The following is a 13283-nucleotide window of genomic DNA, read 5'->3' on the forward strand; positions in this document are numbered from 1 at the left end:
CATGCGTGTCATCCGTTGGCTCCCGGGGAGGCTCCTCAGTGCGCTCGTCGTGCTGCTCGGGGCATCCATCCTGATCTTCGCGGCGGTCAGGAGCCTCCCCGGGGACTTCGCCCAGATCGTGCTCGGCCCGCTCGCCGACGAGGCGCAGCGGGCCGAGCTCCGGGAGACGTTCGGCTTCGACCGGAGCCTGCCCGAGCAGTACCTGCTCTGGCTCGGCAACGCCGCCCGCGGCGACTTCGGCGTCTCGCTCGCGAGCCAGCAGCCCGTGGTCGACGAGCTCCTGTCGCGGCTGCCCGTCACCGCGTTGCTCGCCGCGATGGCCATGCTCATCACGATCGCGATCGGCGTGCCGCTCGGCGTCTACGCCGGCACCCACGCCTCGACCGGGCGCGGCAGCGTCGCGACCCGCATCGTGTCGACGATCGGCATCAGCCTCCCGGAGTTCGTGCTCGGCTGCCTCGTGGTCTTCCTGTTCTCACGGTTCAGCCTCGGGCTCTCGGTCGGCACGTTCGTCTCGCCCACCGCCGACCTCGGCGGCGGGCTCGTCTCGCTGCTGCTGCCCGCGATCGTGCTCTCGATCTTCTGCGTCGCCGCGACTGCGCGCACGACGCGCGATGCCGTGATGAACGTGCTCGTCGAGCCGCACATCGCCGCGTCGGTCGCCCGCGGCGAACGCAAGTGGTTCATCGTGCGGCACCACGTGCTGCGGAACGCACTCATCCCCGTGCTCACGCTCACGGCCACGATCACCGCGGCCCTGCTCGGCGGCACGATCATCGTCGAGCGGGTGTTCAACGTGCCGGGCATCGGCTCGTACCTCGTGCTCGCGCTCGACCGCCGCGACTACCCCGTCATCCAGACCACGGTGCTGCTCGCGACCGCCGTGTTCGTGCTGTCGAGCCTCGTCATCGACATCCTCACCGGCATCATCGACCCCCGCGTCTCGGTCGAGTCGCGCGCGACGGCGCGCGCGAGCCGCCGGGCGCGGCTTCGCGGCCGGCTCGGCGGGAAGGTCGCGACGGATGTCTCGCGGGCAGCGCCGGATCCCTCGCGGGCGGCGGATTCCTCGCGGGCGCCCCGCGTGGACGCCGCGCAGGACGCCCGGGCGGCTCCCTCGCCGGGCGTCGCGCCCGAGGCATCCGGCCAGACCGCCGACACCGAGTTGAACGGGAGCCGCGCATGACCGCCGTGCTGCAGCACACCGCGCGCCGCCGCAACCCGATCGCCCGCGCCTGGGCGTACCTCGCCTCGTTCGACGGCCTCGCCACCTCTGCCATGTGGACGCTCGCGGTGCTGTTCACGGTCGCCGTGCTCGGTCGACTCTTCGGCCTCGGCGGCAGCCCGACGGCGATCGTCGGGCCGCGGCTCGCGCCGCCGTCGCTCGCGTACCCGGCCGGGACCGACAGCCTCGGCCGGTCGCTGCTGCCCCGGCTCATCGAGGGCGTCATGACGACGCTGCTGCTGTCCGCGCTCGCCGTGCTGCTGACCGCGGTCATCGCGACCGTGTGCGGCATCGTGGCCGGCTACCGAGGCGGCCGCGTGGGCGGCACCATCATGCGCATCGGCGACATCCTGTACGCGTTCCCCGCGATCGTGCTCGCGATCCTCATCGCCGCGGTCGTCGGCCCGGGGTACGTGGCCGCGCTCTGCAGCATCGTGCTCGTGACGGTGCCGCTGATGACCCGGATGGTGGGTCAGGCCGCGCGTCTCGTCGCGCAGCGCGACTTCGTGACCTCGTCGGTCATCAGCGGCGTGCGCACGCCGACGATCCTCGCGCGGCACATCCTGCGGAACGTCTCGGGCACCGTCGCGGTGCAGGGCACCTACGCCCTGTCGGTCGCGATCCTCGTCGAGGGCGGGCTGAGCTTCCTCGGGTACGGCGTCCAGCTGCCCGGGGCCTCGCTCGGGCTCCTCGTGCAGGAGGGGACGAGCTACATGGTCACGGCGCCGTGGCTCATGATCCTGCCCGGCGCGCTCATCGTCATCGCGATCCTCGCCATCAACGTGATCGGCGACAGCCTCCGGGACCGCTTCGAACCGAGAGAAGTGAGGTCGCTCGAATGACCGCCACGCACACCTCGAGCGCCGTGCTGGAGGTCCGCGACCTCGTCGTGGAGTACCAGACCGGCGGCACCGTCGTCCGCGCCCTCGACGGCGCGAACCTCGTGGTCGGTGCGGGCGAGACCGTCGGGCTCGTCGGCGAGTCCGGATCGGGGAAGTCCACGCTCGGCTCCGTCATCGGCCGCCTGCTCCCCGGGAACGCGACGTACCCGCGCGGCAGCGTGCACGTCGAGGGCCAGGACGTGCTCGCGCTCGACCGGGACGAGATCCGGGCGCTCAGGCGCGACTGCCTCGGGTTCATCCCGCAGGACCCGGTCGCCGCACTCGACCCGACCATGCGCGTCGGCCGGCAGCTCGAGCTCGCGCTGCGCGGACTGCCGACGGCGAGGGCCGACCTCGTCGGCCACCTGGAACGCGTGCGCATGCGCGATCCCGAGCGCGTGCTGCGGCTGTTCCCGCACGAGATCTCGGGCGGCATGGCGCAACGCGTCATGATCGCGATCACCATGGCGAGGGCGCCGCGGGTGCTCGTCGCCGACGAGCCGACCGCCGCGCTCGACAGCAACGTGCGCGGCGAGGTCACCAAGCTCATCTTCGGACTCGCGAAGGACGCGGGGACGACCGTGCTCTGGCTCAGCCACGACCTGCGATCGGTCGGCCGCTGGTGCGAGCGGGTCGCCGTCATGTACGGCGGGAAGGTCGTCGAAGACGGGCCCGCGGCGCGGGTGCTCGGGAGTCCGACGCATCCGTACACGAAGGCGCTCGCCGCAGCCGACCCCGCGCTCGCCGCACCCGGCCAGCGCATCGAGACCGTCGGCATGGAGGTGGTGGACATTGGCTGACACCGTGATGGAGCTCGACAACGTGAGCACCGTCTTCAGCACGGGCTGGGGCCGCAACCGCCGGGACCTGGTCGCCATGGACCACGTCACGTTCGCGGTGCGTGCGGGCGAGACCGTCGGGCTCGTCGGCGAATCGGGCTCGGGCAAGAGCACGACCGCCGCCGTCGCGCTCGGGCTCCGCGAACCCACCTCAGGGACGGTCCGCTTCCTCGGCAAGCCGTTCGAAGCGGGCGCGCGGGGGCGGCGCGCACGACTCGGCCAGATCCAGACCGTGCCGCAGAATCCGTCGTGGTCGCTGAACCCGCGACTGCCCGTCGGCCTCTCGGTGGCCGAGCCGCTCGCGGCACTCGACCGGTCGACCCTCGGCAGCCACGGCGCCGCGGTCGAGCGGATGCTCCGCGACGTGCGCCTCGACCCGGTCCTCGCCGGCCGGTACCCGCACGAGCTCTCCGGCGGACAACGCCAGCGCATCGCGATCGCCCGCGCACTCGTCACCAAGCCGAGGTTCATCGTGTTCGACGAGGCCGTGAGCGCGCTCGACGTGTCGGTGCAGGCGCAGATCCTGAACCTCATCGGCGACCTGCAGGCCGAGCACGGCTTCGGTGCGCTGTTCATCTCGCACGACCTCGCGGCCGTGCGCTACCTCGCCGACCGCATCGCGGTCATGCGACTCGGCGAGATCGTCGAGCTCGCCGACACCGAGCGGTTCTACGAGACCCCGCAGCACGAATACTCGCGTCAACTCCTGGAGGCACTGTGACCGAGACCACCACCCCCGCGGCCACCGAGGCACGATTGGCAGGCGTTCCCGACTGGGGCGACCGGCCGACCAACCGCGATCTCACGCTCGAGCCGCGCACCGGGACCGGCATCGATGTGACCGGCGCCCCCGCCGAGTTCGTCGAGTACGACTTCCCGGGCGTCGAGGTCGGCACGGCCGAGTACCCCGAAGGGCCGACGGGGGTGACCGTGCTGCACCTCCCGGCGGGCGCGCGGCTCGCGATCGACGCGCGGGGAGGCGCGATCGGCATGAGCAACGGGTTCGAGTACTTCGCGCACGCGATCTGCCTCACGGGCGGCTCGGTCTATGGCCTGTCGGCCGGGTCGGGGGTCGCCGACGAGCTGCGCGCCCGCGGCGGCAACCGCGGCGCGGTCGACGACCTCAAGCTCGTCTCGACGGCGGTCATCTACGACTACTCGGCGCGCGACACCGCGGTGTATCCGGATGCCCCGCTCGGGCGCGCGGCCACTCGTGCCGCCGCACACGGCCGCGTGCCGGTGGGCCGGGTCGGAGCGGGTGCGACCGCATCCGCGGGGAAGATCGACTACGCACGGACCGAGCTCACGGGCCAGGGTGCCGCGTTCGGGCAGATCGGGCACGTGAAGGTCCTCGTCGTCACGGTCCCGAATCCGGTCGGCGTGATCGTCGACCGCGACGGCGAGGTCGTCCGCGGCAACTACGACGTCGTGACCGGCGAGCGCCGGCGGCTCGAGCCCGACTACGTCGAGGCGATCGCGCGGTCGCAGGCGCCGCGCGCGGAGCGCGGGAACACCACGCTCACCGCCGTCATCACGAACGTGAGGCTCAGCGATCGCGAACTCGTCCATTTCGGGCGGCAGGTGCACTCGTCGATGAACCGGGGCATCCAGCCGTTCCACACGGCGCTCGACGGCGACACGCTGTTCGCGCTGACGACCGACGAGGTCGACCTCACCCCGCACATCCCGGCCGAGGACGACGACGCGCCGGTGAACTCCATCGCGGTCGGCGCGCTCGCGTCCGAGCTGGCCTGGGACGCGATCCTGCGAGCGGCCAGATGAGCGCGCCGCTGGGGAACGCAGGCATCACCACCGAACAGGAGACCAGCATGACCGGCAGCACCGTCGAGCCGACCGCTGACGACGGGGTCGCTCACCGCCTGACGCCACCGCCCTACTGGGGCGATCGTGTCGGCAACGACGACGTCGAGTTGGTGCCCGTGCACGGGCCCGGCCGGGCCGACGTGCCGTTCGACTTCCCGGGTGTGAGCGTCGGCACCGCCGAGTACGCCGAAGGGCCGACCGGCGCGACCGTCATCTCGATTCCCGCGGGCGTGCGCACCTCGGTCGACGCGCGTGGCGGCGCCATCGGCATCATCGGGCGCTACGAGGAGTTCAACCACGCGATCTGCTTCGCGGGCGGATCGGCCTACGGGCTCGCGGCCGCGACCGGCGTCGACGAGGCCCTGCTCGAGGAACGTCGCGGCCGCGTCGGCTGGCAGGATCTGCTGTCGGCGTCGGGAGCGGTCATCTACGACCTCGCCGCACGTGACACGGGCATCGTGCCGGATGCCGCACTCGGGCGCGCGGCGCTCGCCGCGGCGCGCAGCGACGCGATCGCGGTCGGCAGGGTCGGCGCGGGCGTCGCCGCATCAGCCGGGAAGATCGACCTCGCGCGGTGCGAGTTCTCGGGTCAAGGGGCGGCGTTCCGGCAGATCGGCGCGATCCGGATCCTCGTGGTCACGGTCGTCAACCCCGTCGGCGTCATCGTCGACCGCGACGGCACCGTGATCCGCGGCAACTATGACCGCGAGACCGGCGAGCGGCGGCTGCCGGTGCTCGACTACGAGGCCGCGCTGCTCGCGGGCGAGCAGCCGACGACCGCCGCGGGCAACACGACCGTGACGGCCGTCCTCACCAACGTGAAGCTCGACGACAAGGAGCTGCGGCTGTTCGGGCGTCAGGTGCACAGCTCGATGCACCGTGCCATCCAGCCCTTCCACACCAACCACGACGGCGACACGCTGTTCGCGATGACGACCGACGAGGTCGACCTGCCGCCCGCCGGCAGCACCCGGCTCGGTGAGCAGGCGATCAACTCGATCGCGCTCGCCTCGGTCGCCTCCGAGGTGGCCTGGGACGCCGTGCTCGAGGCCGGCCGATGACGGCGTCGATGCGCCTGCGGCACGCGCCCGAGACATCCGTCGCCCCGTCCCCAGCCGGCCCGAGCCGGCCGGCCAGCCAACGCCCGCCCGCCATCCAGAGGAGACCCCGCGCATGACCGTCCGCCGTTTCGAGACCGACGAGCTCGACCCGTACGCGCGGGGCGTCGCGCTCGGCCGGTTCGGCGCCGACGAGATCGCGGCGAACGTCGCCGGCTACTCCGAGCTGTTCGAGGTCGTCGGCGTGCAGCCGGGCGACCTTCCCAGGCTCGGCCGAGAGGCCGCCGAGCAGATCGCGGCGTGGGCACCCGACCTCGCCACCGAGCTCCGCGGCCAGGCCGACGGTGCGGGACTCGAGCTGTGGCAGCTCGGCATGCTGAACGCGCGCACCGAGATCCTCGCGACCGTCGGCGCGATCGGCGAGGGGGAGTGCTCGACCTCGGTCGTGCTGCCCGAGGCGGGGCCGCCCCGCACCGTGCAGACCTGGGACTGGCACGACGTCTCCAACGACGACACACTCGTCGTTCGCTACCTCGCCCGGCCAGGGCATGAGGTGCGGTACTTCACCGAGTTCGGCATCCTCGGCAAGATCGGCGTGAACAGCGCCGGGCTCGGCGTGCACTTCAACATCCTCAACCACGCGAACGACGGCGACGGCATCGGCGTGCCCGTGCACGCGGTCGCCCGGCAGCTGCTCGAACAGGCGACCTCGCTCGACGAGGCGATCGAGATCGCCAGGTCGGCGTCGGTCACGGCATCGACGGTGCTCACGATCGTCGCCTACCGCGACGGGCGATCGGATGCCGCGTGCGTCGAGCTCAGCTCGGGCGGCACCGCCGTCGTGCGGCCGACCGGCGACGGGGTGCTGCTGCACACCAACCACTTCCTCGACGACGCCCTCGCCGGCGGCGAGATGGTTCCGGACACGTCGAGCACGTACCCGCGACTCGAACACCTGCGCGACCGGCTCGGCGCGCTCACGTCCATGGACGCGGTCGAACGGGCGGGCGTCGGCATGCTCGTGCACGAGGCCGACGGGGCGCCGGTGTGCTGCCACCCGGACCCCGCACTGTCGTTCGAGCACCGCTGGCAGACCCTGCTCACCATCTCGCTCGACGTGGAAGGCGGGCACCTGCAGTTCCACGAGGGCGGGCCGTGCACGGTGACGCGCGACTCGTGGCAGGTGTTCTGAGGCGGTCGAGCCTGACACAATGACGGAAACCTTGGGAGGACACGTGGCCGCGACCATCGTGGACGTTGCGCGGGAGGCCGGGGTCTCGAAGACCACGGCCTCCGATGCGCTGCGCGGTCACGGCCGGGTGTCGGATGCCACGCGGCAGGCCGTGCTCGTCGCGGCCCGCAACCTCGGGTACTCGATCAACCGCTCGGCGCGGTCGCTGCGCACGCAGACGACGGGTGCGATCGGGCTGTACATCCCGCAGGTGCTCGTGCGCAGCGAGCACTACATGTCGTTCGTCTACGGCGTGGTGAACGAGGCGGCGGGCTCCGACTACGACGTGACCGTCATCGTCGCGGGCGAGGAGGCACGGCCGAACTACGCGCCGCACGTCGACGGGCTCGTGCTGATCGACCCCGTCGAAGACGACCCCATGGTCGAGCGGCTCACGTCGACGGGGCTGCCGGTGGTCTCATCCGAGCGGTTCCCGAGCGGGCGGCAGCCCGCGGGGGTCGTCTGGTCGGACCACGGGCGCTACGCCCGCGAACTCCTCGACCATCTCGCCGCGCGCGGCGCCCGCCGTCCCGCGCTCATCGGGTCGACCACGGTGTCGGACTGGTCGATGCGCATCCAGGGCGCGTACCGCGCGTGGTGCCGGCTCGCGGGCGTCGAGCCCGTCATCGCGGTCGCGCCGTTCGGTGCCGACGCCTCGCTCATCCAGCGTGAGGCGGGCGCCATGCTCGCGGGTGAGACCGGTGTCGATGCGCTGATCGGCGCCGGTGACGGCGTCGCCGCGGCGGTCGCGCCCACCCTCACCGCGGCCGGGCACGTGATCGGCGAGGACTTCCTGTTGGCGTCGTGCGTCGACAGCAGCGCGCTGCAGGTGCTGAACCCCGCGGTGACCGCGATCGACACCAAGGGCGGCGAGGCGGGCGTCGCGTGCGCACGGATGTTGTTCGAGCTGCTGCGCGGCGACGCCGACCGCGGCACGAGCCTCGAGCTGCCGCTCGAGCTGCTCATCCGCGAATCCACCCGCGGGCGCTGACCGCTCGGAGCCGTGCCGGGCCGTGCCGGGGTCGTGCCGGGGTCGTGCCGCTCAGGTTGGGTCGGGCCGTGCCGTGCCGTGCCGGGTCGGGCCGGGCTGTGCCGGATCGGGTCGCGCCGGTCAGGTCGGGTCGGATTCGACCGCGGGGGAGTCGGCGTCGCGCTGGTCGGGCCAGCGCCAGCGGCGGGGGCGGTCGGCGATGCGCTCGCCGCGGAGGCGGGCGTCGACGTACTTCATGACGAGGCCGGCCGCGATGAGCGCGGCGCCGAGCGGCGGCAGCACCGCGCGAGCGATCGTCAGCACGAGGTTGAGGAGCTCTGCCGCGGTCGACCACTCGGGAGAGTTGGGCAGGAACATCGCATTGAGGATCGGGGGCGAGATCGCGATGAGCAGCGCGCCGCCCACGGCGAGACCGATGCCCCACCAGATCGTCGTCGTCGGCATCGAGTCGAGGCGCATGCAGTGCATCCTAGTAGCCGTGGTGGTCCGCTGGGTTGGGTGCCAGGCGGCCGGGGGCATGGCCCCTGACCGGGGGCCGGCACGGCTCAGCCGAGGTCGAGGCGCATGAGCACCCGCGGGAAGCCGTTGAGCACCGAGTCGGTGTCGGCGGCCTTCGTGAACCCGGCGCGCTCGAAGAGCCCGCGCGTGCCGACGTAGGCCATCGTGAGGTCGACCCGCTCGCCGCGATTGTCGACCGGGTAGCCCTCGATTGCGGGCGCGCCGTGCTCGCGCGCGAACTCGACCGCGCCGTGCAGCAGCTCGTGCGAGATGCCTTCGCCCCGGTGCCCGGGGCGTACACGGATGCACCAGACCGACCACACCTCGAGGTCGTCGACGTGCGGGATCTTGCGGTTCCGCGCGAAGCTCGTGTCGGCGCGCGGATGCACCGCGGCCCAGCCGACGACCTCATCGCCGTCGTAGGCGAGGACGCCGGGCGGCGGGTCTTGGCGCACGAGCTGCTCGACGAACGCCCCGCGCTCGGGGCCCTGCAGTGCGCGGTTCTGCTTCGAGGGGACGCGGTAGCTGAGACACCAGCACACGTTCGCGTCGGGCCGCTTCGGGCCGACCATGGCCGAGACATCCGCAAACCGTGTCGCGGGCCGCACCTCGATTACCATGCCCTCACCCTGCCACCCACCACCCACAGACGTCCCGTGAGCGGTCGCGGATGGCGGGTTCCGAGGCGAGAGACTCGCCATCTGAGACCGTTCGGGGCCGTGTGTGCTGCGTTACGCGAGGGTCCGTGCCCGCGCGAGCCCGTCGACGGGCGCCGTGAGCCGGCCTCGCACGAGGAACAGCGCGATGACCGCGAGGAGCAGGAATGCGAACGTCGAGAGCCCGCCGATCGCGACGAGGGGGTTGTGCGCGGCATTCGCGCCGTTCTGGTCGACGCCTCCGGTCGCGAGGATGACGGACGGGTCGTACAGCGCATGCAGCAGCATGGGCACGAGCAGGGAGCCGGTGACCCGCAGTGTGAGGTACATGCAGATGCCGAATCCGAAGGCGAACCCGATCGTGAGGAGCACGGTGTCGAGCGAGAACCCGGACAGCAGGTTCGCCGAGTGCAGGAGCGCGAACACCAGCGTCGAGAGCAGCATGACCGCCCATTCGCCGTAGCCGCGCCTGCGCAGTAGGTCCACGACCAGTCCGCGGGTGAGCAGCTCCTCGCTGAATCCCACGAAGATGCCCGCCAGGAAGACGACGGCGACCGTCGCGACCGTGTACGAGCCGTAGTCGGCACCCGCGAGCCGGAGCACGATCGCGGCGGCCACGAGTGCCGGCGCGATCCACATCCAGCCCCGGGCCTGCTGCGCCCGGCGGGAGAACAGCTCCCGGAGCCAGCCGAGCGACCAGGCGAACAGCAGCAGCAGGACGCCGCCGACGAACGGGGGCAGGGCGAGTGCGAAGAACACGCTCTCGGGCGTCGCCGCGAGGTCGTCGCGATCGATCAGGTCGCCCGCGAAGTGCCCGATGAGCGCGCCTGCGCCGAGATACAGTGCGAGGTACACGACCGCGGCGATGAGCGCCTTCCACCACCCGCCGCGGTTCCAGAAGCGCCGCCAGCCGTTCGTGGGTGCTGCATCGCTCATCGCGTCCCCGTTCATCTCCTGTCGCGGCCGAGTGGCGCGCATCGCGGTAAACGTACCCGAATCCGGAGCGTCATCCCCGCGCGGCGCTCGACCTTCGGCAGACTTCGCCTATGAGCGACACGCACCCGCCGGCCGACGACGCGGCCGCTGGTCCGAGCGACGCCGGCCATGGGGCATCCGGAGCGGACGCTCCCGGCGTCACCCCCGCGGGCCGGCCGGCGCTCGCTGGCCAGCCGACGCTCGCGGACCGGCCGGGTCGTGCGGGCGATCCGGCGCCTGCGGCCGAAGCGGTCGGCGCCTTCGGTCCGCGAGACGTCCTCGCGCTCGTCGTCGAGTCGGTGGGGCTCGTCGCTCAACTGGTGCTGCTCGCGCTGGGCGGCTTCTTCATCTCCACGGAGGACGAGGATGCCGGGGTGCTGGCCCTCATCGGCTGGTGCCTCGTCGGCACGCTCTACGTGTTCGTCACCGTGGTCTGGATGAACATCGAGGTGCGCGGATCGGAATCGGGCAGCCGGCCGATCCGCTGGATCCTTCTGCACCCGCTTGCTCGCGTGCTGTCGACCACGGGTGCGTTCATCGCGAGCATCGTCGGGCTCTGGTGCGCGATCGAGCTCATCTTCAATCCCGACTGGCACGACGGCATCGACCTCTTCGCGGTGTGGGCGATGCTGCTCGCCTGGGCGCTCTTCCATTGGGGATTCGCGCGCATCTACTTCGCGCGGTTCTACAAGCGGGCGGATGCCCCGCCCCTCGAGTTTCCGAAGACGCCGTCACCGCAGCTGGGCGACTTCGTGTACTTCTCGTTCACGAACGCGACGAACTTCTCGGTGTCCGACGTCATGGTCACCGACCGTCGGATGCGCTGGACCGTCATCTGGCACACGACGATCTCGTTCTTCTTCAACGCCCTCATCATCGTGCTCTCGATCAACACCATCACGAGCGGCGGCTTCGGCGGCGAGTGAGCGCGTGCCCCGATCTGGCGCTGTCGGCGGGCACCGTGGCTCGGTAGGGTGCAGCCATGACTGAGGGAAATGCCGGACGCGCGGTGCTGTCCGAGGAGGCGCGGGCGCAGGTGCTCAACGCCGAGGTTGCGCGCTACGCGCAGCAGGGCTGGACCGTGCAGGCCGTGAGCGCCGGGCAGGCGGTGGTCTCGAAGGTTCGGCGCATGGGCTGGTTCTGGAACACGATCGGTGTGCTCTTCACGGCCGGTCTGTGGCTGATCTACGTGATCTACCGGGCGCTGAATCGGAAGCGTGACACCGTGGTCATCACGGTGGACGCGTACGGCCAGGTGCGCCGGCAGGGGTGAGCTGCGCGGCCGACGCGGGCCGTGACCGTCGTCGCGGCGACCATCGACCGGCGTGACGTGGATGCAAGCCCTGGCGAGCGTTGCGCCGCTCGGGCTAGCTTCGTGCCATGAGCATCGACAACGGACCCCGGCCCAACGCGTTCGACATCGAGTCGGCGACCAAGGAGAACACCGATTACCGCGCCGTCGTCTGGAGCGGCAAGTACCTGCAGGTGACGCTCATGTCGATTCCGGTCGGTTCGTCGGTCGGGTTGGAGAAGCACCCCGAGACCGACCAGTTCCTGCGCATCGACGCGGGGCGCGGACGGGTCAAGATGGGGCCGGCGGAAGACGACCTCTCGTTCCAGGAGGATGTCTCGGACGGCTGGAGCATCCAGGTGCCCGCGGGCACCTGGCATGACGTCGTGAACACCGGTGACGAGCCGTTGCAGCTCTACACGGTGTACGCGCCGGTGCATCACGCCGCCGGCATCGTGCAGGAGACGAAGGACGACGCCGACCGCGATGAAGAGGCGGGCGTCGACGAGCCGCCGGCATGGAGCGTCGAGCCCGAGCAGGGTGAGCCCGATCAGCACGCCTGAGCTGAGCACCGGCGCGCTGGGAGTCGACATCCGCCTCGGGGATGTGGATGGCGCGGCGGTGCCGTGGAAACGGAGCCGAATTCGCACTTGAGGCGGGCTCGGGTTCTCCGCTACCGTGAGCGCACCACTGCCGCACCATACGCATCGTCGATTCTCGAGAGGATCCGCCATGTCAGATGAGAGCGCTCTCAATCCGGCCGTCGCGCCAGACACCATCGTGCTTGTGCACGGGCTCTGGATGACCCCGCGAAGCTGGGGCAATTGGAAGCAGTACTACGAGGCCAAAGGCTTCACCGTGGTCACGCCCGGGTACCCGGGCTTCGAGATCGAGGTCGAGGCGCTGCGCGAGCAGCCCGAGATCATCGCGAACCTCACGGTGCCGGAGACGGTCGACCACCTCGCGGCCGTGATCGAGGCGCTGCCGCGCCCGCCGATCATCATGGGTCACTCGTTCGGCGGCACGCTCACGCAGCTCCTGCTGGCCCGCGGGCTGGGTGCCTCGGCGGTCGTGATCGACTCGGCGCCGACCGAGGGGGTCCGGGTGAGCCCGCTCTCGCAGGTGAAATCGTTGTTCCCGGCGCAGAAGAACCCGGCGAATCGGCACCGCGCGGTCGGGTTCACGCCGGAGGAGTTCCACTACGCGTTCGCGAACACGCTCACGCGCGAGGAGTCTGACGCGGTGTGGCGCGAGTTCGCGATCCCGGCGCCGGGCAACTGGGTGTGGGAGTACGGTCTCTTCGCCAACCTCAAGCCGGGACCGCAGGAGACCTGGGTCGACTATGCGAAGGACCGCGCCCCGCTGCTCTTCATCGCGGGCGGCGAGGACCACATCATGCCGCCGAGCGTGAACCGCTCGAACGCGAAGCACTGGGAGAAGTCGCCTGCGCTCACGGAGTATCACGAGTTCCCGGGTCGTTCGCACTGGACCTGCGCTGAACCGGGCTGGGAGGCCGTCGCCGACTACGCGCTCGACTGGGCGCTCGCGCACGCGCGCCCGGCGGTGAGCACCCACCCCTGACGCGCAGAACGAACGCATGGGCACGAGCCACATCCCCGAGCAGATCGGCGACCTCCCGCCGATCGGGCGCCCGGCGAACAGCGCGCTGCTCGAAGCGGGCATCTCGACGCTCGGCGAGGTCGCGGGCCTCGGTCGCCGCCGGCTCCTCGCCATGCACGGCGTCGGCCCCAAGGCCGTGAGGATCCTCGCCGCGGCGATCGAGGAACACGGGTTGACCCTGGCGCCCTGATCGCGAG

At 71.4% G+C, this 13283-nt stretch carries 16 protein-coding genes; 13 read left to right on the forward strand and 3 right to left on the reverse strand.

The window, feature by feature from the left end; genetic code table 11:
- Position 1 precedes the first annotated feature (1 nt).
- The 8 genes from QU602_RS03980 to QU602_RS04015 all read left to right on the forward strand — a co-directional run bounded on the left by QU602_RS03980 (position 2) and on the right by QU602_RS04015 (position 8046).
- Positions 2–1183 (forward strand): ABC transporter permease, encoded by a 1182-nt coding sequence (locus QU602_RS03980; protein WP_308798894.1) that lies wholly within the window; start codon positions 2–4, stop codon positions 1181–1183.
- The gene (locus tag QU602_RS03985; RefSeq protein ID WP_308798895.1) at positions 1180–2064 is read left to right on the forward strand and encodes an ABC transporter permease; all 885 of its coding nucleotides are present in this window, start codon (positions 1180–1182) and stop codon (positions 2062–2064) included. Before QU602_RS03980 ends, QU602_RS03985 begins: the two co-directional genes overlap by 4 nt.
- Complete coding sequence (locus QU602_RS03990; protein ID WP_308798896.1) at positions 2061–2903, forward strand: ABC transporter ATP-binding protein; 843 nt, start codon at positions 2061–2063, stop codon at positions 2901–2903. Before QU602_RS03985 ends, QU602_RS03990 begins: the two co-directional genes overlap by 4 nt.
- Entirely contained in the window at positions 2896–3663 is a 768-nt protein-coding gene (locus tag QU602_RS03995; protein ID WP_308798897.1) for an ATP-binding cassette domain-containing protein, read from the forward strand. Before QU602_RS03990 ends, QU602_RS03995 begins: the two co-directional genes overlap by 8 nt.
- Positions 3660–4724, forward strand: coding sequence for a P1 family peptidase (locus QU602_RS04000; protein ID WP_308798898.1), 1065 nt, complete (start codon positions 3660–3662; stop codon positions 4722–4724). Before QU602_RS03995 ends, QU602_RS04000 begins: the two co-directional genes overlap by 4 nt.
- Before the next feature lie 47 nt (positions 4725–4771).
- On the forward strand, positions 4772–5827 hold the full coding sequence (locus QU602_RS04005) for a P1 family peptidase (RefSeq protein ID WP_308798899.1): 1056 nt from the start codon (positions 4772–4774) through the stop codon (positions 5825–5827).
- A 112-nt stretch (positions 5828–5939) separates the two neighbouring features.
- Positions 5940–7016: a C45 family peptidase gene (locus QU602_RS04010; RefSeq protein ID WP_308798900.1), complete on the forward strand. Its 1077-nt coding sequence runs from the start codon at positions 5940–5942 to the stop codon at positions 7014–7016.
- Between the two features lie 19 nt (positions 7017–7035).
- The gene (locus tag QU602_RS04015) at positions 7036–8046 is read left to right on the forward strand and encodes a LacI family DNA-binding transcriptional regulator (protein ID WP_308798902.1); all 1011 of its coding nucleotides are present in this window, start codon (positions 7036–7038) and stop codon (positions 8044–8046) included.
- A 120-nt stretch (positions 8047–8166) separates the two neighbouring features.
- On the opposite strand, the gene QU602_RS04020 is transcribed toward QU602_RS04015, so the two are convergent.
- The 3 genes from QU602_RS04020 to QU602_RS04030 all read right to left on the reverse strand — a co-directional run bounded on the left by QU602_RS04020 (position 8167) and on the right by QU602_RS04030 (position 10136).
- Positions 8167–8505, reverse strand: a complete 339-nt coding sequence (locus QU602_RS04020) for a hypothetical protein (protein WP_308798903.1) — start codon at positions 8503–8505, stop codon at positions 8167–8169.
- Between the two features lie 86 nt (positions 8506–8591).
- Positions 8592–9164 carry a GNAT family N-acetyltransferase gene (locus tag QU602_RS04025; protein ID WP_308798904.1) on the reverse strand — a complete coding sequence of 191 codons (573 nt, stop codon included), beginning with the start codon at positions 9162–9164 and terminating at the stop codon, positions 8592–8594.
- Between the two features lie 111 nt (positions 9165–9275).
- Positions 9276–10136, reverse strand: coding sequence for a CPBP family intramembrane glutamic endopeptidase (locus QU602_RS04030; protein WP_308798905.1), 861 nt, complete (start codon positions 10134–10136; stop codon positions 9276–9278).
- Positions 10137–10246: 110 nt separating this feature from the next.
- On the opposite strand from QU602_RS04030, the gene QU602_RS04035 reads away from it, so the two are divergent.
- From QU602_RS04035 to QU602_RS04055, 5 genes are all read left to right on the forward strand, one after another.
- Positions 10247–11101, forward strand: a complete 855-nt coding sequence (locus tag QU602_RS04035) for a DUF1345 domain-containing protein (protein WP_308798906.1) — start codon at positions 10247–10249, stop codon at positions 11099–11101.
- Between the two features lie 56 nt (positions 11102–11157).
- Positions 11158–11448: a hypothetical protein gene (locus tag QU602_RS04040; RefSeq protein WP_308798908.1), complete on the forward strand. Its 291-nt coding sequence runs from the start codon at positions 11158–11160 to the stop codon at positions 11446–11448.
- A 107-nt stretch (positions 11449–11555) separates the two neighbouring features.
- The gene (locus tag QU602_RS04045) at positions 11556–12029 is read left to right on the forward strand and encodes a cupin domain-containing protein (protein WP_308798909.1); all 474 of its coding nucleotides are present in this window, start codon (positions 11556–11558) and stop codon (positions 12027–12029) included.
- Between the two features lie 169 nt (positions 12030–12198).
- Positions 12199–13047, forward strand: a complete 849-nt coding sequence (locus QU602_RS04050) for an alpha/beta hydrolase (protein ID WP_308798910.1) — start codon at positions 12199–12201, stop codon at positions 13045–13047.
- Between the two features lie 16 nt (positions 13048–13063).
- Positions 13064–13276, forward strand: coding sequence for a helix-hairpin-helix domain-containing protein (locus tag QU602_RS04055; RefSeq protein WP_308798911.1), 213 nt, complete (start codon positions 13064–13066; stop codon positions 13274–13276).
- The last annotated feature ends 7 nt before the right edge of the window (positions 13277–13283 follow it).

This window comes from Agromyces protaetiae (assembly GCF_030866785.1).
Classification (GTDB): domain Bacteria; phylum Actinomycetota; class Actinomycetes; order Actinomycetales; family Microbacteriaceae; genus Agromyces; species Agromyces silvae.